The sequence below is a fragment of the Campylobacter concisus genome (genome assembly GCF_003049705.1).
Classification (GTDB): Bacteria; Campylobacterota; Campylobacteria; order Campylobacterales; family Campylobacteraceae; genus Campylobacter_A; species Campylobacter_A concisus_AR.
The window spans coordinates 16,417-38,377 of record NZ_PIRF01000001.1 but is presented as its reverse complement, the minus strand read 5'-3'; the positions used below and the strand labels follow the sequence as shown (position 1 = coordinate 38,377).

The following is a 21,961-nucleotide window of genomic DNA, read 5'->3' as shown; positions in this document are numbered from 1 at the left end:
TTTGACTTTTATAAATTTGGGCTTTAAATGTCTGACACCACCGCTAAGCTTAGCCAGCATAAAGGGCAAAAACCTCGTCATCAACTATACTCAGTTAGAGGGTAGTTCACATCGTAGCACCCACTTTTTGGACTTTTTGATGAGCTTAGCGCTTTGCTAAATTTAAAAAACTGGTCTTTTAAGAGAAAGCGGAAATTTATAAGAAAAAGTAATGTCATAAAATTTAAGCTTTTCGCATAGTTTTTAATAAATTTATATCTTGGAGCAAATTTTAAAATTTCACTCGCAAGAATTGACTGCTAAAATTTGGATTTGCTTATAGCTTAACTCAAATTTTAGAGCCGAAATTACTCGTTCTTGAAATTTTAAAATTTACTTGACACTTGCCATATATACGAACGCATGCAGTGCAAAATCGCTATCACATGCACTTCTAACGTACAAAGAGCTTAGATGATTAAAGGGGATAAGGGGACGGCTCTTGGCTTCGCTAGCTCGCAGCTGCAAACAGACCGTAACTCAAGCCCCTTTGCCCCCCCCCTTTTTTTTTTGAATAAAAATAAATTTATACATTTCATCAAACTATTTTTGCAAATTCATAAATCATCCTACTTAAATTTTAAACCTACCAAAGCTATAATACGCCCCAAAAAGGATGAAAAATGAAAACAATTATGCTCTGTGCGATATGCTCAGTCACTCAAGGAAACTGCGCCGAGGACTGCGCTTATTGCACGCAAAGTGCCAAAGCTGGCGCTGATATCACGAAATTTAAAGAAAAAAGCGTGCAGCAGGTGGTGGACGAAGCCAAAATGGCTTATAAAAACCACGCTCTTGGCTTTTGTTTAGTCACAAGTGGTGCTAGGCTGAATGACAAAAAGACCGACTACATCGTCTCTTTAGCAAAGGTAGTGCATAAAGAAGTACCAAATTTGATGCTCATCGCATGTAACGGTATGGCAACTTACGAGCAGCTTAGCGAGCTTAAAAAGGCTGGCGTTTTTAGTTACAACCACAACCTTGAAACAAGCCGAGAATTTTTCCCAAAAATTTGCAAAACTCACACTTGGGATGAGAGGTATCAGACAAATTTAGATGCAAAAAGAGCTGGGCTCATGCTTTGTACTGGTGGCATTTACGGTGTTGGTGAGAGCGAGGCTGACAGAGTGAGCTTTAGAGCTAGTTTAAAAGAGCTTGAGCCGTTTTCATCGCCGATAAATTTTTTCATAAAAAATGAATCTCTAAGTCTTGATCTGCCTCCTCTTAGTGCGGATGAAGCCCTAAAAATAGTGCGTGAGACCAAAAGCGCTCTACCAGAAACTAGAGTCATGATAGCTGGCGGCAGAGAGAAAATTTTAGGCGATAGACAATACGAGATCTTTGAAAATGGCGCCGATGCGATCGTCATTGGCGACTATCTCACCGCAAAAGGCGAGAAAGCTAGCAAGGATATCGAGGAGCTTACAAAGCGTGGTTTTAGCTTCGCTAGTATCTGCCATTGATGCTTGTAAATTTACTTTTCGCAGGGCTTGGAGGCTTTATCGGAGCTGGATGCAGGTTTTTAGCCGGTGAGCTGCTAAAATTTAGTCACTTTCCGCTAACCACACTTGGCGTAAATGTGCTTGGTAGCTTCATTATCGGCGTTTTGTTTTGTCTAAATTTAAGCCAAAGCGCAAGAGTATTTTTGGTCGTTGGCATACTTGGTGGCTTTACAACATTTTCAAGCTTTAGTCTTGATAGCGTGAAATTTTTACTAGAAGGCGAGCTGATAAAAGGCTTTTTAAATATCTTTTTAAACCTTGTTCTTTGCCTACTTGCAAGCTATCTTGGAATTTTGCTTGGCAAGAGTTTATGAGAGTTTGCAAATTTAATAGAGTTTAAATTTTGCTAGATTTTCTTAATCGCATGCAGTGCTTTAGCACCATTGCATGTACTTTGAACGTGCGAGGGGATTGGAGGATTTAAAAAGGGGGATAAGGGGACGGCTTCGTAACTCGAGTCCCCTTGTCTCCCTTTTGAATAAAAGAACCTAAAAATAAAAAAGTCTGTATTTTTAAAAATAGAATTTCACTATCGCGAAAATTTTAAAATTCTATTCACTCGCAAGAATTGACTACTGATTTTAGGTCTCGCAAAGCTTGCCACTAAAATCAGAGCCGAAATTACTCGTTCATGAAATTTTAAAATTTACTTGACACTTATCTGACTTGATAAATAAAAATTTGTCGTAGTTTTTAATCGCATGCAGTGCAAAACATGCCACATCCACCTTTTTACCTAGCTTCTACCTTTGGCATCTGAAGCATAAAATTTCTAGCTTCACTTAAAAGTACAGGCTTAAGCCCATCTACCAGAGTTTTTGGATCATAAATTCTCTCATATGAAAGTATTAAGACTCCATCTTTTTTAAGTAAAAAGTGGATTATTTCTATATTTTTACTGCTAGTTTTATCTTTTATGAGAGCTAAAATTTGATCATTCTCTTCGCTATAAAGCACTTCTTTAGCCTCTTTTATCTTCTTTTTTAGCTCAACAAGCATACTTTCACTTTTTATATTTTTGTCAAATTTCACTCTAAAGCTTACAAAATGCTCATCAAAATTTTCATTTTTTAAAAAGTAAAAGCTCTCATCTTTGGCTGTATTTTTCTTATAAAAAACGCTTCCATCAAATTTAAAACTTTGAACCAAACTTAGCTCGTCTGCAAAGCCAAAAATTCCAAAAAACATCAAGGCAAAAAATAGAAATTTACGCATAAATTTGCACTCCAAATTTTTAAAAATTTGTCGCCATTTTGCCCAAAAGTCGCTTAGCTTAATCAAAAAATAACAAAGCTTTTTATACAATCAAACATTTTTAATTTAAGGATCTTTTTGCAGTTACATCAAGCTAGCGAGCTTAGTATTCTTGTCGTTTTGGCATTTATCGTCTTTGCTTCGCCTTATATTTCTAAAATTTTACGCATTCCTGTCGCTCCTGCTGAGATAATACTTGGAGCACTGGCTAGCTACATCGGGCTTGTCGGCGAGAATGAGATGTTTAAGCTAATTAGCGAAGTTGGCTTTTTCTTTTTGATGTTTCTAGCTGGCATGGAGATCGATCTTAGAATGCTTATAAACATTGACCGCAAAATTTTACGTCTGGGGCTTATCTATCTTGCCCTCATCTACTCGCTAGCAACTGCACTTACGTTTAGTTTTGATCTTAGTTTGCTCTATATTATCATTATCCCAATAATGGCCGTTGGTATGATATTTACGCTATTTAAAGAGTATGGCAGAGATGTGAAATGGCTAAATTTAAGCATGCTTATTGCAACTATTGGTGAGCTTATAAGCATTACGCTTTTGACATTTATAGCAGCCTATTTGCAGTTTGGAGCTAGTATAAATTTATGGCTAACGATTGGCTATTTGATCTTATTTTTAGCTATCAGTGTGCTTAGCTTTAAAATTTTAGATGTGCTTTTTTGGTGGTATCCTGGGCTTAAAGTGATCCTTATGCCACACTACGATAAGGATGAAAAAGATATTAGGCTAAGCATTGCGGTATTTTTTTCGATGATTGCACTCATGCTTTATTTGAATTTAGAAGTTGCCTTTGGCGCGTTTATCGCAGGTATGTTTATAGCTACATTTTTTGATCATAAAAAAGACTTGCCACACAAGCTTTCAAGCTTTGGATTTGGATTTTTGGTACCGATATTTTTTATACACATAGGCTCAACTTTCAAGCTCTCAAGCCTAAGCTCAAATGAAGTGATAAAAGATGCTATTTTTATATTTTGTGCGATGCTTGCCACAAGGCTTTTTTCAAGTGTGTTATTTGTAGGAAAATTAGGATTTAAGGGGATATTTTTGTTTTCTCTCTCACAATCCATGCCGCTAACACTTTTAGTAGCAGTTGCTACTATCGCACACAGATCAGGTGAGATAAGTGATTATTCTTACTCATCTTTTATCCTAGCAAGCCTAGCTCAAGCTATAATAGGGACAATAATTATAAAATTTCTAATGCAATCAAGAAGTAAGGAGTAAAAATGTCATCAAATACAGCTACGCTAACTGATAACAGAACCGGCAAGAGTTACGAGTTTCCTATACTAAAAGGCACCATGGGACCTGATGTGATAGACATCTCGACATTTTTTAGTGATACTGGAATGTTTACTTTTGATAGAGGCTATACTTCAACTGCGATGTGTCGCTCGGCGATAACTTATATAGACGGCTTAAAAGGCGAGCTAATGTATAGAGGTTATGATATCGCGTATTTGGCCGAAAATAAGACATTTTTAGACGTGGCATATTTACTTTTAAACAAAGAGCTCCCAACAAATGATCAGTATATAAATTTTAAAACCGAGCTTAAAAAAAGAAGCTTCATGCATGAAGGCATGATGAAGCTATTTGACGCATTTCCAGACAAAGCTCACCCTATGGCGATCTTGCAGGCAGCAGTATCAGCGTTAAGTGCCTTTTACTCAGATCATCTAAATATGGATAAACCTGAAGAGTATCACGAGATGGCTATGCGCATAATCGCTAAAATTCCAACGATCGCGGCATTTAGTTACCGCTACTCACGCGGACTTCCTATCATCTATCCAAATTTAGATCGTGGCTTTACTGAGAATTTTCTTTATATGATGAGGGGCTATCCATACGAGCACGTAGATCTTAAGCCAATCGAGATAAAAGCACTTGACACGGTCTTTATGCTGCACGCAGATCACGAGCAAAACGCTTCAACTACAACCGTTAGAACCGTTGGCTCAACGCACGCTCACCCATACGCATGTATAAGTGCGGGCATCGGCGCACTTTGGGGCTGGGCTCACGGCGGGGCAAACGAGGGTGTCATCCGTCAGCTTGAAGAGATTGGCTCGGTCGCAAACGTCGATAAATACATCGCTAGAGCAAAGGATAAAAACGATCCATTTAGGCTAATGGGCTTTGGTCACAGGGTCTATAAAAACTTTGACCCACGCGCAAAAGTGCTTAAGAAGATGAGAGATCAGCTTATGGATGAGATAGGCATCAACTCAGAGCTTATTAAAATCGCAAACCGCATTGAGGAAATCGCGCTAAATGATGACTACTTTGTGAGCAGAAATTTATATCCAAATGTTGATTTTCACTCAGGGCTCATCCTAAAAGCGCTTGGCATACCAAACAATATGTTTGCCGTCATCTTCGTCATCGGTAGGACGCCAGGCTGGATCAGCCAGTGGATCGAGCTAAAAGAGCAAGACACTATAAAGATCGTCCGTCCAAGACAGCTTTATGTTGGAGAGACAAACAGAACACCAAAATGAGCGAGCTTTTAAATTTAGCTAAAAAAGCAGCCGTTAATGCTGGAGCGCAAATAATGAAATTTCACTCTGCAGATAATACGGCTCTTAAAGTCTGCCTAAAAGATGACAGCTCACCACTAACTAGCGCTGATCTAGCTGCAAATGAAGTGATACTAAAAGAGCTAAGCAAGAGCGGGATAAAAATTTGCTCTGAAGAGAGCATCTTACAAGAAAGCGACAAAGATGAGTTTTGGCTCGTAGATCCACTTGATGGCACTAAAGAATTTCTAGCTAGAAACGGCGAATTTTGCGTTTGCATAGCGCTTATAAAAAAAGCTAGACCGGTGCTTGGCGTGATATTTATCCCGGTTAGCAAAGAGCTTTTTTATGCTGATGAAAATGGCGCTTTTAAAGAAATTTTAGATGACAATGATGAAATCATAAGCAGAGTTGATTTAAACAAAAAAGATAAAAATTTAGACAATCTAATCTTTTCAAGCAGAAGAGGCGACGCCAAAGAGATAGAATTCATAGGACAGAGCCTAAATTTTGAGCAAAGGTGCATCGGCTCAGCTATAAAATTTTGCCGTTTGGTTGAATTTGGTGGAGCTTATTTGAGATTTGCCCCAAGCTATCTTTGGGACAATGCTGCAGGAGATGCGCTCGTAAATTTTTGTGGCGGAAAAGTATTTGACGCTAATAGCAGCAAAGAGATGAGCTATGAGCTTGCTGATTTAAAAAGCCCATTTTTCATAGCTCTCTCAAAAAATACACTAAATCTAAAAGATAAAATCACACAGCTATATAAGCAAAGTAAAACTTAAACCTTAAATTTCTTCTAGTAGATAAAGCATACTAGCTATTTTTGCTGTGCCTAGCACGTAACTCATTATGTTTGCTGCGACTTTATCTTTTTTAAGCACTTTGCCATTTATGTCAAATATATCTTCGTTGTTCTCTTTGATAAATTTTAAGGTTTTTGCTGCGACATCTTCTAAACTATTTTTACCATCAAGCAATAAAAGTATGTAATAATCGATATTGTTAAGCTTCCTTGAGATGCTAAATTTATTAGCAAAAACAACATCGGCATTATTTTTATGATTTAAAAAATATCTGACATAATTTATTAAATTTTGACTAAGTCTTGAATGTCCGGGCCTATACTCGATATTTTTTTGCTCATCTTTTAAGATCATTGCATCAGACGAGTTTGTTAAAATCCTTACAAAAGCGCTATAAACCATGAGCTTATCTTCTGGCAAAATTTCTAAAATCTGAGAAAGGTTTATGCTAGCTGGATACATCTTATAAAAGACCTCGCAAAGCCATGATATATCCTGTGGCATAGCACCATAACTATCTTGCCACTGGTTATCTTTCCTTATAAAATCTGCCACAACGTGAATTTTATTAATATCGCTTGGGCCTATTTGTTTATTGGCTATGCTCTCATAAGTTTTGCTATGGACTATTAGGCTTTGTCTAAATACTTTGTTGCTAATCATATCCATGAATTGCTCTAGATCGATTCTGTCCTTAAACTTGTTATTTTTGTATTCATCTACTATGGCTGTGCCAACATCTGGGGTAAAAATATCATCAAGTGTATATTCACAAAGATAAGTAAGCTCATTTTTGGCAAGCATGGCATTAAAATCTTTAAAATAAAATGGATCATTTGTATATTCTAAAAACTCATGAGCTATGTAAAAGTCATCTTTTGAGAGCACATGTTCTGTTACAAAAAGAAGCATCTTAAGAGGTATCTTCCCTTCATAAATTTCTTCATCTCTTGTTAGCAAATATTCTTTATAGACTAAAAGTGCTTCTTTAGCTGCTTTTAACCTCTCTTGCATGCTCTCTTTATCTTTTGCGGCAAGTAGCATTATATCCCTTACGATATCTTTTACTTTCCAGCCCGGATAAACATTATAAGAGATAAACGCCACGCCATTTGCACTTAAATTCTCTCTTACGACTTTTAATATAGCTTCTTTTACAAAGTCAGGCACCCAGCTAAAAACACCATGAGCGATGATATAGTCAAATTTCTCATCACTTTTAAATTCGCAAATATCGCCGTGTATAAGCTCTAAATTTGTAAGCCCCATCTCTTTAACGATCTCTTGTCCGCGCCTTATCTGCTCACCGCTAAGATCTATGCCAACTACTTTTGCATTTTTGTTGTTTACTGCAAATGGGATCAAATTTCCGCCAAAGCTACATCCTATCTCTAAAACTCTTGCATTTTCGCATGGCGGTGGAGTTATGCCAAGAAGTGTCGCACAAGCTTCAAGCCTATATGGCGACGATTGGGCAAAGGCTATTGATTTATAAGTTAGCTCATCATAAGACTTTTCGATTTTGCTATTTTGACTCATTTTAGCTCCTAGTAGTCTTTTTCTTTGATTTTTTCTAGCATATTTTTAGCATCATTCTCAGGATCATCCACTATATATGCGCGCCTTATCTTGCCATCTTTTATGATGAGTGTTTGCCTAAAGTAAAATTTATGTCCATTTGATGCAGAAAAAACTGGAAGTTCAAGCGCCCTCTCAAGCATAAACTCACTATCATTTAAAAACATGACTCCAGTTGAAGTCTCTTCTTGAAATTTCTTTTGAGCTGCGATATCTTGTGAGCTAATGGCCACTACCATAAAACCAAGATCGTTAAAGTCTTTTAAAAATTTTTTGTAGTTTATCGCTTGTTTGGTGCAGCCCTTCATGCCCGCAGTATTTTGCAGTTGCTCGCTTAAAAGACTAAAGTCCTCGCCTATCTTTGGATAGATAAAAATAACGCAGTCGTGTGTCCTTGCAAAGGCAGAAAAATCAAATTCCTTACCGTCTAAGGTATTTAAATATATACTTGTAGGCACTTTTATCATACTTCATCCTTTAAAATTTTTTACTATTATATCTTTATAAGCTTTGCCTTAAGCTTTTTTAGAATTTAAAAGATAAACTACGAAAAGGACAAAAAAGCTAATTATTAACATCAAAAGTGCATAGATATGAGCCTTGGTGTAATCAAGCATTTCAACTGCTTCAAATATCGCAATGCTCGCAACCTTGCTCTCTCCAGCTACACTACCACCTATCATTAAAACAACACCAAACTCACCCATAGTGTGAGCAAAACTAACGACAGTAGCTGTTAATAAATTTGATCTTATACTTGGCAAAATCACCCTAAAAATAGTCGTGAGCTTATTTTTACCAAGACTATAGCTCGCTTCAAAAAGGCTCTTTTTTAGGCTATTTAGCCCAGCATAAATCGGACCAAACATAAATGGCAATGAATAGATACAACTTGCCACAACAAGACCAGTGAAGTTAAAAACAAGCCTAACTCCAAAAATTTCTTCAATAAATTTACCAAAGGTGGAATAAGGTGAAAGAAAAATGAGCAGATAAAAGCCAAGAACACTTGGTGGCAAGACCAAGGGCAGTGAGATTATTGACTCTAAAAATGATTTGCCAAAGAATTTTTTCTGCGACATAAAATATGCAAGTGCAATGCAGGCAAAGAACAAGATAAAAGTAGTTGTAAAAGATAGTTTTAATGAGAGCCAAAACGGCTCGTAATCTATATTTTTAAGCTCGTCTATCATGCTTTTTCCAAATTTACGCTAAACGCTTTTGTGCTAACTACTACCATATCGCCTGCTTTTAAATTGATTGCTTCGCTGCTACTTAGCACCACTTCACAAATTTGGCGGTTTATTAATACATTTGCCACGTAAATAGCATCACGTTTTTTTATCTCTAAAATTTTAGCATTAAAGGCAAATTTCTGCGATCCTGCACTCTTTAAAAATATCTCACTTGCGCTACCTGATCTTGAAATTTTTCCATTTTCAAGGACAAAGACTTTATTGCAAAGCTTATAAATTTCAGCGATATCATGGCTTACTAAAATAATGCTCATCTTAAACTCATCATGAAGTGCTAGTAAATAGTCTTGAAGTTTCTCACGCATGGCATTATCAAGCGCACTTAACGGCTCATCAAGTAGTAAAATTTCAGGCTTTCTCATAACCGCGCGAGCTAAAGCAACACGTTGCTTTTGACCGCCAGAAAGAGTGCTAATTTTTGCATTTTTTAGACTTGTTAGGCCACAAATATCAAGAAGCTTGTTCGCCAGATTTAGATCATTTTTTGCAAAGAGTAAATTTTTAAAGACATTCATATTTTCAAAAAGTGCGTAGTCTTGAAATAAAAAGCCGATATTTCGCTTTTGTGGAGCCAAATTTGTCTTTTCATCAAAGAAAACTTTATCCCCAACTCTTATGAAGCCACTTTGTGGTGCTTCAAAACCAGCGATCAAGCGTAAAATAGTAGTCTTTCCGCCACCGCTTGCTCCGTAAAGTGCGACAAAATCGCCATTTTTAAAGCTAAGGTCTGCCTCAAGCATAAATTTGCCGTCGCCACCATTTAGCTCTTTTTTGCAAAAAATTTCTATCATTTTTGAGTACTTATATGAATACTAGTAGATTTTATATAGGCAAAGACTTCATCGTTTTCACCTACGTTCATGGTTTTTAATGCGTGATTTGAGATAATAGCTTCGAAGTAAATTTCGCCACACTTTAAGCTAATAACACTTAAAATTTCACCAAAATTTATAGCTTCAATCACGCACTTTAGCTCGTTTTCAAGCGAGCTAGTGTCAAGTTTATTTTTTGCCAAGACGACATCCGAGCTTTTAAAACCTAAGCCAATCTCATCATTTAAGGCAAATTTACTAGCCTCGTTTAAGACTAGCATAAATAAATTTGCCTCTAAATTTAGACCCTTTAGCTCAAATAAGCTGACATCATCTTTGGCTAAAATCCTAACGATCTTTGCTTTTATCATTTAGCAGGAACGTTATAGCCAAATTTCTTAAAAATTTCTCTTGATTTATCACCCAAGATAAACTCATAAAATGCCTTCGCATCAGCATTATTTTCAGCACGTTTTAAGAGTACGATGCCTTGATCGATCGGAGTGTATAGCTCTTGTGGAACAAGGATGTAATTAACGCCCTCTTTGTATTTTGACATTTTCTCATCAAAAAGTGCACTAGCAGCGATAAAACCTACGTCAGAAGCGCTTAACGCCTGAGATAGAGTCTCAGAAATTTTTTGAGCATAAACGATATTTTTTTCTACTTCGTCATAAAGTTTTGCATTTTTGAGTGCTTCTATGCTAGCCTTACCGTATGGTGCTGTTTGTGGATTTGCAATAGAAATCGCCTTTAAACCACGAACAACTTCGATGCCTTTTTTAAAATCAACATCTCTAATAGAAAAAATAGCCACAGCACCTTGTGCATAAACTTTTGGTTCGGTGCTTGAAAAACCTGTGTCATAAGCTTTTTGTGCAAAGCCCATATCAGCAGCCATGAATATATCGGCTGGGGCTGAATTTTGTATCTGCGTAACAAGACCGCCACTTGCACCAAGGGTTAAGTTGATTTTAGCATCTGGATAAAGCTTGTTAAACTCTTTTATAAGCTCTGGAAATGCGTATGTTGTGTTTGCTGCAGCATATACATTTACTTCAGCGCCAAATGCGTTTATGACAAGCAAAGCTGCCGCACATAAAAATTTAAAAACTTTTCTCATTTAAACTCCTATAATGATTTGAGATGATTTTACTATTGCTAAAAGTGTATCGCCAACACCTATTTTCATCTGGATAGCACTATCTTTTGTGATGATGGCAGTTAAAGTCTGCTCATCACTTAATTTTAAAGTGATTTCAGCATTTACAGCACCTATCTTTGCTTCGATCACTTCGCCTTTTAATTGATTTTTTGTGCTTATTTTTATATCTAGATCCTTAGCCAAAATAACAGCTGGAGCTTTAAAAATATAAATAACTTTTTGTCCAACTTTTAGGCCTAAATTTTTCTCACTTTCAACCGTGATGTTTGACTCAAGCGTGCAGCCATTACTTAGTTTTGCAACTATTTGAGAATTTACCGCACCGCGGTTTATGCCAATAATCTCACATGAGAGCTGATTTCTGGCACTTAAGTTCATATTCATTCTTTGAAGATTTATAATATCTACATCCTCAAAATCTACTTTTTGACAAATTTTTTGTAAAAAATCCTTTTGGGTCTCAAGAATGGCATCATAAATTTTTATCAGTTTATTAGCATACTCACTTAGCTCAGAGCCACTATTTTTCTTATTTCCATCAGCTCTAATAATAAGCGGCTTGCTACTTTTGTTATTTATCGTATCAAGGCAGTCCCAAGCATTTTTGTATGATATGCCAACCAATTCTGCCGCTTTTGTGATACTCTTTGTCTCTTTTATAGCCTTTAATAATGTAATATGTTTAGCTAAAACCTGTGTATCTTCGCCTAAAAATAGTTCTAAATTTATATCTGCTTTCAAAATTTTTACCTTTACTATATTAGAGAATAATTTGTGAAGTATATCTAATTATATTAATCCTTAAGCTTAAAGATTTAAGTCAATTTATAAATTTCTCTTAATTTCTTGTAAAGTTTTTAAAAGATAAAATCAAGCTACATTTTATAAATAAAAATAAGGCTTAGTATGAAATTTTTGCTTTCTATCTTTTTTAGTTTGCTTTTAGCCTGTGCTAATACTGACATAAATACGAATAGCGAAAGCGACGAATTTGATGTTGAATTTGAAGCAAGAAAAGATGTTTTTGACCCTCTTAGTGGCTACAATAGAATGATGACACATGCAAATGACTTTATCTATGTAAATATGCTAACTCCAGTGGCAAAAGGCTACGCCTATGTTGTGCCAAAAACGGCTAGAACAATGGTTTCAAATTTCTTTGACAATCTGCTTTTCCCAGTTCGCTTTGTAAATAACTTACTTCAGTTTAAATTTCAAAATGCTGGTGAAGAGACATTAAGATTTTTAGCAAATACGATAATAGGCTTTGGCGGACTAACAGACGGAGCAAAATACTACAATCTCAAAGCTCACGATGAAGATTTTGGACAAACGCTTGGATATTGGGGGCTTGGCAGCGGTTTTCATATAGTCTGGCCACTTATTGGACCATCAAATTTAAGAGATACTGGTGGTATGGTCGGAGATTATTTTGCTGATCCTATTAGCTACGTTGATCCTATACTTTTATCAACTGGTATCAAGTCATATAGAGCGTTTAATAGCTTTTCACAAGATCCAACAGCTTATGAAAAACTAAGAAAAGATGCTATTGATCTTTATCCATTTTTACGCGATGCTTACGAGCAAAGACGCGACAAGCTTATCAAGGAGTAAATATGAAAATTTTAAAAATTCTAACTATGATTTTACTTTTTACAACTAGCCTTTTTGCTATTTCAAAAGAGCAGATCAAACCTGAAGTAGAGATGAAAACAACAAAGGTTATTGAAATTTTAAAAGATACAAATTTAGACAATAATGCAAAGACAAAAGAAATTTTTGCTCTTCTTGATCCATTTTTTGACTATAAACAAATGGCAAAGATTAGCCTTGGTAAACGTTACAACAGCCTAAGTGGCGATGAGCAGGTTAAGTTTGACGCAGCATTTGAGCAAAAACTAAAAAGCTCATACATAGATAAACTTTTAGGATACAAAGATCAAGAGATACATATAACTGGCGAGAGCGAACCTCAAAAAAATAGATACTGGCTAACATCTGAGCTGACAAATGATGGCAAGAGCTACGAATTTGTCTATAAATTTTATGACGCTAAAGAGCGTGGTTGGCTCATTTACGATCTTGATATCGTTGGTGTAAGCATCATTCAAACATACAGAAGTCAGTTTGGCGATGTGCTAAATAACGCTGATTTCAATACTCTTTTACAAAAGCTAAACGAAGCTGTTTTGCCTGATCAAAATAAAACTAACCCTTAATGCGACAAATTTTAAAATTTATCATTGCTAAAAACAAGCTTATTATTGCTCTAATTTTAGCTTTAAGCGTAGTTTTTGGCTATCTTAGCACCAAGCTTAGCGTTGATGCGTCAGCTGAAACGCTACTGCTTGAGCATGATCCTGACTTAAAAGCTTATAGAGAGATAGCCAAACGCTACGATGCACCTGGATTTTTAGTGGTTGCTTTTACTCCAAAAGATGATCTTTTTTCACCTAAAAATTTAGAACTTATCAAAAATTTAGGCGATAAACTAGCTAAAAACGATATGGTAAATAGCGTCATCTCTATAATAAATATTCCGCTTTTAAATAGTGTAAAAGGCGGGATTACTGGTATCTTAGATCATACTCCAACGCTGCAAGATAAAGATATAAATATTTCAAAAGCAAAGCTTGAGTTTGCCAAAAGCCCGATTTACAGTGGAAATTTGATAAGCAAAGATCTAAAAACCACAGCGATTGCTCTAAATTTAAAACAAGATGAGAAATTTAACGAGCTTGTAAATGAGAGAAATTTACTTAGTCAAAAAGAGTCAAACGGTACTATCACACAAGCTGAGCGACTTAAGCTAGAGGCTCTTGCCTATGAGTTTAAAGCCTACCGAGATGAGCTTAGAAAGAGCGATCACGAAAACCTTGAGGCTATAAAAGCAACCATAGCTAAATTTAACGCAAATGACGAGCTATTCTTAGGCGGTGCAAATATGATCGCTGATGATATGATAAGCTTTATAAAGAGCGATCTTTTGGTCTATGGCTTAAGCGTACTTGCTCTTCTTAGCTTTAGTTTGTGGCTATTTTTCAGACAGGTTAGATGGATAGTTTTGCCGATGTTTATATGTGCCATAAGTGCCATTTTTACGACCGGAATTTTTGGCATATTTGACTGGGAAGTGACGGTCATTAGCTCAAACTACATCGCACTTCAGCTCATCATTACCATTTCAACTGTGATTCATCTTGTCGTTAGTTATAGAGAATTTTACGCAAAGCATCCAAAATATAGCCAAAATCAGCTAATTTATCTAACGCTTCGTGATAAATTATCTCCATCTTTTTGGGCGATATTTACCACGGTTATTGGCTTTAGCTCGCTTATGAGTGCTGACATAAAGCCAGTTATCATGCTTGGCATTATGATGAGCACTGGCATTAGCGTTTCGCTTGTGCTTGCGTTTTTGCTATTTGGTGCGATAAATGTAAATTTAAATAAATTAGCTCCTATTAGAACCTTTGAAAATAGCTTTAAATTTACAAAATACTGCGCAAATTTAGCCTTAAACTCAAGAAAGATTATCTACGTAGTTTGCGCTCTAGTTGTCTGTTTTGGCATTTATGGTATCAGCAAGATAAAGGTTGAAAATAGCTTCATTGGCTACTTTAAAGAAAGCACAGAAATTCGCCAAGGAATGCAAGTTATTGATACCAAACTTGGTGGCACGATACCAGTTGATGTGATAGTGAAATTTAAAGAGCAAAAACAAGATAAAAATACTGAGCAAGATGAGTTTGAAAATGAGTTTGAAAGCAATGCCAAGGATGCGAAATACTGGTTTAATAGCTATCACACAAGGGTTGCTGAGAAGATTCACGACTATTTAAACGAGCAAAAATTTGTCGGACATGTAAGCTCGTTAGCAACCCTTATAAAAGCCATAAAAGAGCTAAATAACGGCACGAGTGATGATTTTTTATTAGCTGCAATGTATGAGAAATTACCACAAAATTATAAAAATATCTTATTAAGTCCTTATGTAAGCGTTGAAGATGATGAGCTTAGATTTAGCATAAGGATCGTCGATAGCAACTCCGAGCTTAGACGAAATTTATTTCTAAAAGAGCTTAGAGAAGGGCTAGCACAGCTTACTAAAAATGACAATGTAAGCATAGAAGTTGCCGGCATGATGGTACTTTATAACAATATGCTTCAAAATTTACTTAGCTCGCAAGTTGATACTTTTGGACTAACTGTCGCTATACTTTTTGTCATATTTTGCTTTATTTTTAGAAGCATAAAGCTAGCAACCATTGCGATAGTTTCAAATTTAATCCCGCTTTGCACACTCTTTGGCGTGATGGGATTTTTTGGCATTCCGCTTGATGTGATGAGTATAACGATCGCAGCCATTAGTATTGGTATTGGCGTTGATGATATCATTCACTATATCCACCGCTTTAAAGAAGAAATGCTTACAAAAAGCGTTTTTGAGAGCATTAAAGTCGCGCATGCAAGCATCGGATATGCGATGTATTACACATCGTTCACCATTTTTCTTGGCTTTAGTGTGATGATAACTAGCAATTTTATTCCAACTATATATTTTGGCTTACTAACCGATCTTGTTATGGTATTTATGCTTCTTGGCGCACTAATCATCTTGCCAAGCCTAATAGCAAGCTTTGTAAAAAAGTGCGATATTTAAGCTAAATTTATTTGATAACTTTGATGAACGAGTAGACATCTGCCACGCCGTCAATGTGCTTAGCGTACCAAATAGCATGTTTTTCTTGCTCAATGCTATCAACTACGCCGCTAAATACAACATCACAGCCAACTATGCTAACACGCACATTTGTGCCCTCAACTATACTATCTTTAAAAAGATTTTGCTTTAAGTTTGCAAGAATTTTTAGACTATCGCATGGATATTCTGGCTTTTTGATACGAAGATAGGTATAAATTTTTCGCACACCATCTGTACTTTTGGCTAGTTCTACTAGCTTATCTTCAAGCTCTTTACTATCAACAAGTCCGATCAGATAAGCATCTCCGTAAAAAACCTCTATCTCGATATCGATATTGCTAAGTCCTTTTGAAAACAAAATTTTGCTTTGCAATTTGCTTTGTATAAATTTATCTCTTGTGATCGAGTAAATACCACGTTTATCACGTGAAATAGAGTATGCATCATATACATTTAGCGGTGCAGTTGCTGGAGAAAGAACCGAAGAGCAAGAGCAAAAAAATAGAGCTAAAAATGTAAAAACGCTAAATTTTAAAATCAGAAATCCTTTTGTAATTTCAAAAAGTTTATAGAAAATGGGCTAAAATTTATCTAAATCTGCTAGAATAACGCACACGGAGGATAAAGTAATCTGGTGATGCTCACGGGCTTCAAACCCGATGACTGGGCGGTTGACCGTCTGGTGGGGAGTTCGATTCTCTCATCCTCTCGCCACTCTCATTTTAAATTTTACTTTTATCAAGCAAATTTATAATCCCAAACAAAATAAAGCTTAATACAACCAAAACAAGGCTTAAAATCAGCGCTTCATCACTTTTGCCATCGTATACGGCATTATAAATGGCAAGCGAAATAGTGTCTGTTTTGCCTATGATATTGCCACCCAAAATTAGTGTTATGCCAACCTCGCCAAGCCCACGCGAGATCGCTAGAACAAAAGCCGATGCTACGCTTTTCGCAACGCATGGAAAGAGCACGAAAATAGCTGTTTGAAATTTATCTTTCCCAAGGCTGTATGCTGCTTCACTTAGGCTTTTTGAAAGTGAGCCAAGAGCAGAAGCGACAGGCTTTACAAAAAGTGGTAGCGAAGCTATAAAAGCAGCTAACACAAGGGCCTTAAAACTAAAAATAATTTCTAAATTTAAAGCCTTGCCGACGATGCCATTTTTACCAAGCAAATAAAGCAGTAAAAATCCAGTAGCAATGGGCGGAAAGATGAGTGGAAAAGTTACGATCATCTCTAAAATAGCTTTAAATTTGGCCTTACCAAAAGCTAAATAATAAGCCAAAGCCAGCCCAAAAACGATAAGCAAAGCCCCTTGGCACAAAACGACCTTTATGCTTAAAAATAGCGGATTAAACAGCCAAGAGAGCTCTTGCAAGCTTAGCCTTATCTTATGCCAAATTTAGTGTAAATTTCTTTTGATCTCTCGCTTTTTAGCTCATTTAAAAATTTCTTACAATCAGCCTTTTTATCGCATCCTTCAAGCTTCGCAGCTACGATGTTTGCTGGAGCGTAAAGCGATTTGTCTATCAAGACAAAACTGCCAAATTCATCTTTGTGTGCATTTAGTTCAGTTTGGTTGATGAATCCAGCATCAACTTCGCCGTTTAATATATAAGTAACGACTTGTGGCACGCCAGCGACTGCTAAAATTTTATCCTTTAGCTCGCCACTTAAATTTGCTTTTTGCATAAATTCATTCGCTCTTTTGCCATAAACTGTCTTTACAGCATCTGGCATAGCGATCTTAGTAAGCGCTTTTAGCTCTTCAACTTTTTCTATTTTCACACCTTTTTTAGTAGCTAGCACCAAAGCACCTGAGCCTAAATTTACATACTCAGCGATCTTTAGATCAGACTTTTTCAAAAAGTCTTCATCGCCCACGATCACGTCAGTTTTGCCCTCTTTTGCCTGAGCCATGATAGCTGTGATGTTTGCAAAAGAAGTGTCGATATTTACGCCATCTTTTTTGAGATTTTGCGCGACTGCTTCGACTATCTTTTTATATCCGCCGCCCGCACTTACTAGCAAATTTTCATTGCCAAATGCAAAAATTGCAACCATTAAAAGTAAGAACTTTTTCATATTTTTCCTTTAAAACTAAAATTTCAAGATTTTATAAAATATACTCTTATACATTCTTAAAATATATTTTTATAATTTTCACTTTTCTACCAAAATGCTATAATCACGATAAAAAAGGACAGACATGAACGAACTTGAGCTAAAGATGCAAGGCAAGATAAAAAGGCTAACAGATAAGACTTTTAGGCTAGATCCAAGGATCGGCGAGGGCTACTTCACCGCAAAATATTTTCTAAAAGTAAATGAGATAATTAAGCAAAATTTGCCAGATCAGCACGTGACGATGCAATTTTTCCAAAGGCGTGATGATATCGTGCTTTGTGGCATTGATGAGGTTTTAGCCGTCATCAATAAATTTGCCAAAAACCCAAGTGAGCTTGAGATTTATGCACTTGATGATGGCGATATCATAAATGCAAATGAGCCAGTTTTAAAGATAAGCGGCAAGTATGAAAATTTCGGCTTTTTAGAAAATGTGATCGACGCAACGCTAACTAGAAGAAGCTGCGTGGCGACAAACTCAAGAGACGTGATAAGAGCAGCAAATGGCAAGGACGTCTTTAGCATGGCGGATAGGCAAGATGACATCTGCACTCAGCCAGGCGACGGCTATGCCTCATTTGTAGGCGGCATCAAAAAGGTCGCCACAGATGCTCAGGGCGAGCTTACTGGGCTAAAAGGTGGTGGCACCATGCCTCATGCGCTTATTCAAATGTGCGGTGGGGATATAGTAAAAGCCTCAGAAATTTATGCTAAAACCTTTAAAAATGAGAAGATCACGGCCTTAGTGGACTACAACAACGACGTGATCACAGATGCATTAAGGGCTGCAAATGCCTTAAAAGAGAGGCTTGGCGCGGTTAGGGTTGATACTAGTAAAAATTTGATTGATAAGTATTTTGAAGGCAAAGATACGAGCAAATTTGACCCACACGGTGTTTGCAAGGAGCTTATATTTGCTCTAAGAGAGGCGCTTGATAAAGCTGGCTTTAAATACGTTAAAATCGTCGTTAGCTCAGGTTTTAGTCCTAAGATTATAGAAGATTTTGAAGCTTATAACACGCCGGTTGATACTTATGGCGTGGGAAGTTATCTTGTTAAAAATGACATTTGTGGCTTTACTGGCGATCTAGTCGAGCTAAATGGCAAAGATGAGGCAAAATTTGGTAGAAAAAATTTCGCTTCAGATAGGCTAAAGAGAGTGAAATTTTAAGAGAGAAGATGAAATTTATAAAAATTTTAACGTTTCTAGCGCTTTTACTGACTGCTTGCACCGCCGCAAACTACGCTAACGCCTTTGAAAAAGTGGGCATCCTCGAGGACGGAGTTTATCGCTTTAGCCAAAATGGCCTCGGCGTCAAAAAAGACCTGCTTGTAAAGGTGATCTCGGTACAAAATTCAGAGAGCTCTCACAAAAAGATCATCTCCATGCTAAATATCCCTAAAAAATCTAAAATCACGGACTTTAAAACAAGCGACGCTGGCGTGATAGTCTGGCCATTTTACGAGTTTGAGGGCAAATTTATAACGACAATAATCGTTGAAAATATAAAAAAAGAAGATAGCGATCAAAAACTGATTAAGATGCTTGAACTTAAGCATCCGTTTTACTCAACGCTCCAAGCTCGAAGAAAAGGGGCTAAAGACGCCATAGACGTGAAATACGTGCTAAATTTCAAAGAGGCAAAACTGGTAAAATCGTTTCAAAACCGCCCTTAAAACTTTATTTTAAATAAATTTCATTAAAATGGCGTAATCAAAAAAAGGATCGTATTTGCAAAATTTCAAGAATATAAACGTCGCTCACTCGCCTGATGCTGACGATATTTTCATGTATGCCGCGGTCAAATTTGGCTGGGTTAGCAGTAAAAATTTAGCCTTCACATCAAAGGCACTTGATATAGAAACGCTAAACGAGGAGGCGCTAAAAGGCACTTACGAGGCAACAGCGATCAGCTTTGCACTCTATCCAAAAATTTGTGACGAGTATGCTCTTTTACGCTGTGCGGTGAGCTTTGGCAATGGATATGGACCAAAGCTTATCAAGCTAAAAGGCAAGCAACTAAAGCGAAATTTTAAGGTCGCGCTCTCTGGCAAAAACACGACAAATGCCCTACTCTTTCGCATAGCCTACCCAGAGGCAAGGATCGTTTATAAAAATTTCTTAGAGATCGAAAATGCTGTGCTTAGCGGCGAGGTCGATGCTGGCGTGCTCATACATGAAAGCATCTTAAATTTCTCAGACCAGCTCTGCGTAGAGCGCGAAATTTGGGACATCTGGAGCGAGCTAAATGGCGAAAATTTACCGCTCCCACTTGGTGGCATGGCACTTAGACGAAGCCTACCGATAACTGATGCGATCGAGTGCGAGAGAGTGCTTAGCGAGGCCGTTAGGATCGCCACTTCGCACAAGCCATTTTTGTCTCACATGCTAATGGAGCGAAATCTCATCAGGGTTGGCAAAGATGAGCTAAAAACATATCTAAATTTATACGCAAATGACGAGTCTATAAGCATGAATGAAACTCAGTTAAAAGCGCTAAATAAGCTCTATCAAATAGGCTACGATAAAGGCTTTTTTGAAAAGCCAATCGACGTAAACGACTATCTTATCCCAACTGAATACAACGAAGTAAGGTTTAGCTGATGCAAAGTACGCTTGTCTCGCTTGGAGTTGAAACTTTTAAGATCGCCCTTTACATCAGCCTTCCGATGCTGCTAAGTGGCCTAATCGCAGGTCTTATCATCTCCATTTTCCAAGCGACCACGCAGATAAACGAAACCACGCTAAGCTTTGTACCAAAGATCCTGCTAGTCGTCGTTGTAATCATATTTTTGATGCCTTGGATGATCTCGATGATGGTTGAATTTACCACTCGCATGCTTGATTTTATACCGGAATTTATCCAGTGACGAGGCTTGTTGATTTTTCTAAATTTACCTCGGTTAAGATAGGCGGCGTGCATGAAATTTTCGAGGTAAATAGCCTTGAAGATCTAAGCTCGCCTCACTTTTTAGGCGCAGTGATGATAGGTGGGGGCAATAACCTGCTCATCTCGCCAAATCCCCCAAAAATGGCGATACTTGGCAAGAGCTTTGACTATATAATTTTAAAACGCTTAGGCGATAAAATTTACCTTGAGATAGGTGCTGCGACAAAATCGGCTAAAATTTATAACTTCTCAAAACAAAACAACATCGCTCACCTTGAGTTTTTAAAAAATATCCCAGGCACGCTTGGTGGGCTCATAAAAATGAACGCTGGGCTGCTTAAATTTAGCATAAGCGACAACCTCACGCATGTGCGTCTGGCTCGTGGCTGGGTGAGCAAAGAGGAGATAAGCTTTAGCTACCGCCACAGCGGCATAGATGAGGCCATTTTGGGGGCTAAATTTAAGCTTCAAAGTGGCTTTGACGTAAGCATTTCTGAAGCTATAAGTGCCAAGAGGGCAAATCAGCCAAAAGGGGCAAGTTTTGGTAGCTGCTTTGTAAATCCTGAAGGGCACTTTGCAGGGGCTTTGCTTGAGGCGGTCGGGCTAAAAGGATACGCTATCGGCGGAGCGAAATTTAGCGAAGAGCACGCAAATTTTTTGATAAATTTTAACCACGCAAGCTTTGAGGACGCCACTAGCCTTATAAATTTGGCAAAAGCTAGAGTTTTAGAGAAATTTGGCGTAGAGCTTAAGACTGAAGTTTGCATTTTATAAGGACGATGATGAGTGAGTTTTTGAGCGAAGTTTTTACCCTTTCATTTTTGTTTATAGTTATTGGGTTTTACGCCATTTATAGGGCTAAAAAGGCGCAAAGCGAGCATGAGAAAAATGTGGCTGATTACGATAAAAATCTACTAAATTTTGCCAAAATTTTAGGCGTTCAAAATCATATCGATCTAGTTAAATTTGATGAAATTTTGGCTGAAGCCTTAAAAGAAAAACTAATTTTTAAATTTAATAAATCCACCTCACAAGAGGAGTTTATCTCTTTTATAAAAGATGAAAATTTCAAAAATAAGCCCCAAATTTCACAAAATTATATTGATGAAGCCTTTTTAAATCTTTGCGCAAGCTCGCTTGTAGAGCCACTTAAGCTTGCGATACTAAAAAACGAAGATCAAATTTATGGATTTTTGTTTGAAAAAGAGCAGCTTTTTGCTCTTATTGATAGCGCTGCACTGCTTGGCGAAAATATTATAATTTGCGAGTAAATCAAGTA

Annotated in this window: 25 protein-coding genes and 1 tRNA gene; 15 read left to right on the top strand and 11 right to left on the bottom strand. The window is 37.0% G+C overall.

The genetic code is table 11. The annotated features are described in order from the left end of the window. The first annotated feature begins 662 nt into the window (after positions 1-662). Positions 663-1,502: a biotin synthase gene (locus CVT05_RS00205; RefSeq protein WP_107697403.1), complete on the top strand. Its 840-nt coding sequence runs from the start codon at positions 663-665 to the stop codon at positions 1,500-1,502. Next, positions 1,502-1,855 (top strand): fluoride efflux transporter CrcB, encoded by a 354-nt coding sequence (crcB, locus tag CVT05_RS00200; protein ID WP_107697402.1) that lies wholly within the window; start codon positions 1,502-1,504, stop codon positions 1,853-1,855. The genes CVT05_RS00205 and crcB overlap by 1 nt, the downstream gene beginning before the upstream one ends. A 418-nt stretch (positions 1,856-2,273) precedes the next feature. On the opposite strand, the gene CVT05_RS00195 is transcribed toward crcB, so the two are convergent. Next, a complete protein-coding gene (locus CVT05_RS00195; protein ID WP_103588327.1) occupies positions 2,274-2,756 on the bottom strand; it encodes a hypothetical protein in 483 nt (160 codons plus the stop codon). Between the two features lie 117 nt (positions 2,757-2,873). On the opposite strand from CVT05_RS00195, the gene CVT05_RS00190 reads away from it, so the two are divergent. The 3 genes from CVT05_RS00190 to CVT05_RS00180 are packed head-to-tail and all read left to right on the top strand — an operon-like array spanning position 2,874 to position 6,120. Beyond that, positions 2,874-4,037, top strand: coding sequence for a cation:proton antiporter (locus CVT05_RS00190; protein WP_072595383.1), 1,164 nt, complete (start codon positions 2,874-2,876; stop codon positions 4,035-4,037). Positions 4,038-4,039: 2 nt separating this feature from the next. Then, complete coding sequence (locus tag CVT05_RS00185; RefSeq protein WP_107697401.1) at positions 4,040-5,317, top strand: citrate synthase; 1,278 nt, start codon at positions 4,040-4,042, stop codon at positions 5,315-5,317. Then, the gene (locus CVT05_RS00180; protein ID WP_107696069.1) at positions 5,314-6,120 is read left to right on the top strand and encodes a 3'(2'),5'-bisphosphate nucleotidase CysQ; all 807 of its coding nucleotides are present in this window, start codon (positions 5,314-5,316) and stop codon (positions 6,118-6,120) included. Before CVT05_RS00185 ends, CVT05_RS00180 begins: the two co-directional genes overlap by 4 nt. A gap of 3 nt (positions 6,121-6,123) precedes the next feature. Here CVT05_RS00180 and CVT05_RS00175 read toward each other — a convergent pair whose 3' ends face one another. From CVT05_RS00175 to CVT05_RS00145, 7 genes are read right to left on the bottom strand one after another with little or no spacing between them, the layout of a single operon-like run. After that, positions 6,124-7,680: a class I SAM-dependent methyltransferase gene (locus CVT05_RS00175; protein WP_107697400.1), complete on the bottom strand. Its 1,557-nt coding sequence runs from the start codon at positions 7,678-7,680 to the stop codon at positions 6,124-6,126. Positions 7,681-7,688: 8 nt separating this feature from the next. Further along, the gene (locus CVT05_RS00170; RefSeq protein ID WP_107696071.1) at positions 7,689-8,186 is read right to left on the bottom strand and encodes a redoxin family protein; all 498 of its coding nucleotides are present in this window, start codon (positions 8,184-8,186) and stop codon (positions 7,689-7,691) included. A 48-nt stretch (positions 8,187-8,234) separates the two neighbouring features. Further along, the gene (modB, locus tag CVT05_RS00165; RefSeq protein WP_107697399.1) at positions 8,235-8,912 is read right to left on the bottom strand and encodes a molybdate ABC transporter permease subunit; all 678 of its coding nucleotides are present in this window, start codon (positions 8,910-8,912) and stop codon (positions 8,235-8,237) included. Beyond that, the gene (locus tag CVT05_RS00160) at positions 8,909-9,766 is read right to left on the bottom strand and encodes a sulfate/molybdate ABC transporter ATP-binding protein (RefSeq protein WP_107697398.1); all 858 of its coding nucleotides are present in this window, start codon (positions 9,764-9,766) and stop codon (positions 8,909-8,911) included. The genes modB and CVT05_RS00160 overlap by 4 nt, the downstream gene beginning before the upstream one ends. Then, positions 9,763-10,158, bottom strand: coding sequence for a TOBE domain-containing protein (locus CVT05_RS00155; protein WP_107696073.1), 396 nt, complete (start codon positions 10,156-10,158; stop codon positions 9,763-9,765). The genes CVT05_RS00160 and CVT05_RS00155 overlap by 4 nt, the downstream gene beginning before the upstream one ends. Continuing rightward, positions 10,155-10,910, bottom strand: a complete 756-nt coding sequence (gene modA / locus CVT05_RS00150; protein ID WP_107697397.1) for a molybdate ABC transporter substrate-binding protein — start codon at positions 10,908-10,910, stop codon at positions 10,155-10,157. Before modA (CVT05_RS00150) ends, CVT05_RS00155 begins: the two co-directional genes overlap by 4 nt. After that, positions 10,911-11,693, bottom strand: a complete 783-nt coding sequence (locus tag CVT05_RS00145; RefSeq protein ID WP_072595374.1) for a TOBE domain-containing protein — start codon at positions 11,691-11,693, stop codon at positions 10,911-10,913. It lies immediately after the preceding gene. 165 nt (positions 11,694-11,858) lie between these two features. Here CVT05_RS00145 and CVT05_RS00140 point away from each other — a divergent pair, with 165 nt between their 5' ends. From CVT05_RS00140 to CVT05_RS00130, 3 genes are read left to right on the top strand one after another with little or no spacing between them, the layout of a single operon-like run. Further along, positions 11,859-12,569, top strand: a complete 711-nt coding sequence (locus CVT05_RS00140) for a VacJ family lipoprotein (RefSeq protein WP_103588304.1) — start codon at positions 11,859-11,861, stop codon at positions 12,567-12,569. Positions 12,570-12,571: 2 nt separating this feature from the next. Continuing rightward, positions 12,572-13,174, top strand: coding sequence for an ABC transporter substrate-binding protein (locus CVT05_RS00135; protein WP_107697396.1), 603 nt, complete (start codon positions 12,572-12,574; stop codon positions 13,172-13,174). Beyond that, on the top strand, positions 13,174-15,618 hold the full coding sequence (locus tag CVT05_RS00130) for an efflux RND transporter permease subunit (RefSeq protein WP_107697395.1): 2,445 nt from the start codon (positions 13,174-13,176) through the stop codon (positions 15,616-15,618). The genes CVT05_RS00135 and CVT05_RS00130 overlap by 1 nt, the downstream gene beginning before the upstream one ends. Before the next feature lie 7 nt (positions 15,619-15,625). Here CVT05_RS00130 and CVT05_RS00125 read toward each other — a convergent pair whose 3' ends face one another. Continuing rightward, entirely contained in the window at positions 15,626-16,201 is a 576-nt protein-coding gene (locus CVT05_RS00125) for a BON domain-containing protein (protein ID WP_084109631.1), read from the bottom strand. Between the two features lie 75 nt (positions 16,202-16,276). Between CVT05_RS00125 and CVT05_RS09250 the strand changes: the two genes are divergently transcribed. Then, positions 16,277-16,374, top strand: a tRNA-Sec gene (locus tag CVT05_RS09250). Between the two features lie 8 nt (positions 16,375-16,382). On the opposite strand, the gene CVT05_RS00120 is transcribed toward CVT05_RS09250, so the two are convergent. Both CVT05_RS00120 and modA (CVT05_RS00115) read right to left on the bottom strand, forming a co-directional pair. After that, positions 16,383-17,042 (bottom strand): molybdate ABC transporter permease subunit, encoded by a 660-nt coding sequence (locus tag CVT05_RS00120; protein WP_107697394.1) that lies wholly within the window; start codon positions 17,040-17,042, stop codon positions 16,383-16,385. A gap of 8 nt (positions 17,043-17,050) precedes the next feature. Beyond that, positions 17,051-17,749: a molybdate ABC transporter substrate-binding protein gene (gene modA, locus CVT05_RS00115; RefSeq protein ID WP_107697393.1), complete on the bottom strand. Its 699-nt coding sequence runs from the start codon at positions 17,747-17,749 to the stop codon at positions 17,051-17,053. A gap of 124 nt (positions 17,750-17,873) precedes the next feature. On the opposite strand from modA (CVT05_RS00115), the gene CVT05_RS00110 reads away from it, so the two are divergent. The 6 genes from CVT05_RS00110 (at position 17,874) to CVT05_RS00085 (ending at position 21,953) form a co-directional block, all read left to right on the top strand. After that, entirely contained in the window at positions 17,874-18,962 is a 1,089-nt protein-coding gene (locus CVT05_RS00110) for a nicotinate phosphoribosyltransferase (RefSeq protein ID WP_107697392.1), read from the top strand. 8 nt (positions 18,963-18,970) lie between these two features. Continuing rightward, on the top strand, positions 18,971-19,468 hold the full coding sequence (locus CVT05_RS00105; protein ID WP_107697391.1) for a chemotaxis protein: 498 nt from the start codon (positions 18,971-18,973) through the stop codon (positions 19,466-19,468). Positions 19,469-19,580: 112 nt separating this feature from the next. Beyond that, entirely contained in the window at positions 19,581-20,396 is an 816-nt protein-coding gene (locus CVT05_RS00100; RefSeq protein WP_234400521.1) for an MqnA/MqnD/SBP family protein, read from the top strand. Further along, complete coding sequence (gene fliQ / locus CVT05_RS00095) at positions 20,393-20,662, top strand: flagellar biosynthesis protein FliQ (protein ID WP_223154231.1); 270 nt, start codon at positions 20,393-20,395, stop codon at positions 20,660-20,662. Before CVT05_RS00100 ends, fliQ begins: the two co-directional genes overlap by 4 nt. After that, a complete protein-coding gene (locus CVT05_RS00090) occupies positions 20,659-21,456 on the top strand; it encodes a UDP-N-acetylmuramate dehydrogenase (protein WP_107697389.1) in 798 nt (265 codons plus the stop codon). Before fliQ ends, CVT05_RS00090 begins: the two co-directional genes overlap by 4 nt. Before the next feature lie 8 nt (positions 21,457-21,464). Further along, positions 21,465-21,953: an addiction module antitoxin gene (locus CVT05_RS00085; RefSeq protein WP_107697388.1), complete on the top strand. Its 489-nt coding sequence runs from the start codon at positions 21,465-21,467 to the stop codon at positions 21,951-21,953. Positions 21,954-21,961: the final 8 nt, after the last annotated feature.

Coding starts and splice junctions, on each gene's coding strand:
- modA (WP_107697393.1), bottom strand. CDS start 17,749: ATGAAAAAGTTCTTACTTTTAATGGTTGCAATTTTTGCATTTGGCAAT.
- CVT05_RS00185 (WP_107697401.1), top strand. CDS start 4,040: ATGTCATCAAATACAGCTACGCTAACTGATAACAGAACCGGCAAGAGT.
- CVT05_RS00130 (WP_107697395.1), top strand. CDS start 13,174: ATGCGACAAATTTTAAAATTTATCATTGCTAAAAACAAGCTTATTATT.
- CVT05_RS00085 (WP_107697388.1), top strand. CDS start 21,465: ATGAGTGAGTTTTTGAGCGAAGTTTTTACCCTTTCATTTTTGTTTATA.
- CVT05_RS00135 (WP_107697396.1), top strand. CDS start 12,572: ATGAAAATTTTAAAAATTCTAACTATGATTTTACTTTTTACAACTAGC.
- modA (WP_107697397.1), bottom strand. CDS start 10,910: ATGAGAAAAGTTTTTAAATTTTTATGTGCGGCAGCTTTGCTTGTCATA.
- CVT05_RS00100 (WP_234400521.1), top strand. CDS start 19,581: ATGTATGCCGCGGTCAAATTTGGCTGGGTTAGCAGTAAAAATTTAGCC.
- modB (WP_107697399.1), bottom strand. CDS start 8,912: ATGATAGACGAGCTTAAAAATATAGATTACGAGCCGTTTTGGCTCTCA.
- CVT05_RS00195 (WP_103588327.1), bottom strand. CDS start 2,756: ATGCGTAAATTTCTATTTTTTGCCTTGATGTTTTTTGGAATTTTTGGC.
- CVT05_RS00180 (WP_107696069.1), top strand. CDS start 5,314: ATGAGCGAGCTTTTAAATTTAGCTAAAAAAGCAGCCGTTAATGCTGGA.
- CVT05_RS00105 (WP_107697391.1), top strand. CDS start 18,971: ATGAAATTTATAAAAATTTTAACGTTTCTAGCGCTTTTACTGACTGCT.
- CVT05_RS00140 (WP_103588304.1), top strand. CDS start 11,859: ATGAAATTTTTGCTTTCTATCTTTTTTAGTTTGCTTTTAGCCTGTGCT.
- CVT05_RS00155 (WP_107696073.1), bottom strand. CDS start 10,158: ATGATAAAAGCAAAGATCGTTAGGATTTTAGCCAAAGATGATGTCAGC.
- CVT05_RS00110 (WP_107697392.1), top strand. CDS start 17,874: ATGAACGAACTTGAGCTAAAGATGCAAGGCAAGATAAAAAGGCTAACA.
- CVT05_RS00175 (WP_107697400.1), bottom strand. CDS start 7,680: ATGAGTCAAAATAGCAAAATCGAAAAGTCTTATGATGAGCTAACTTAT.
- CVT05_RS00160 (WP_107697398.1), bottom strand. CDS start 9,766: ATGATAGAAATTTTTTGCAAAAAAGAGCTAAATGGTGGCGACGGCAAA.
- crcB (WP_107697402.1), top strand. CDS start 1,502: ATGCTTGTAAATTTACTTTTCGCAGGGCTTGGAGGCTTTATCGGAGCT.
- CVT05_RS00205 (WP_107697403.1), top strand. CDS start 663: ATGAAAACAATTATGCTCTGTGCGATATGCTCAGTCACTCAAGGAAAC.
- CVT05_RS00170 (WP_107696071.1), bottom strand. CDS start 8,186: ATGATAAAAGTGCCTACAAGTATATATTTAAATACCTTAGACGGTAAG.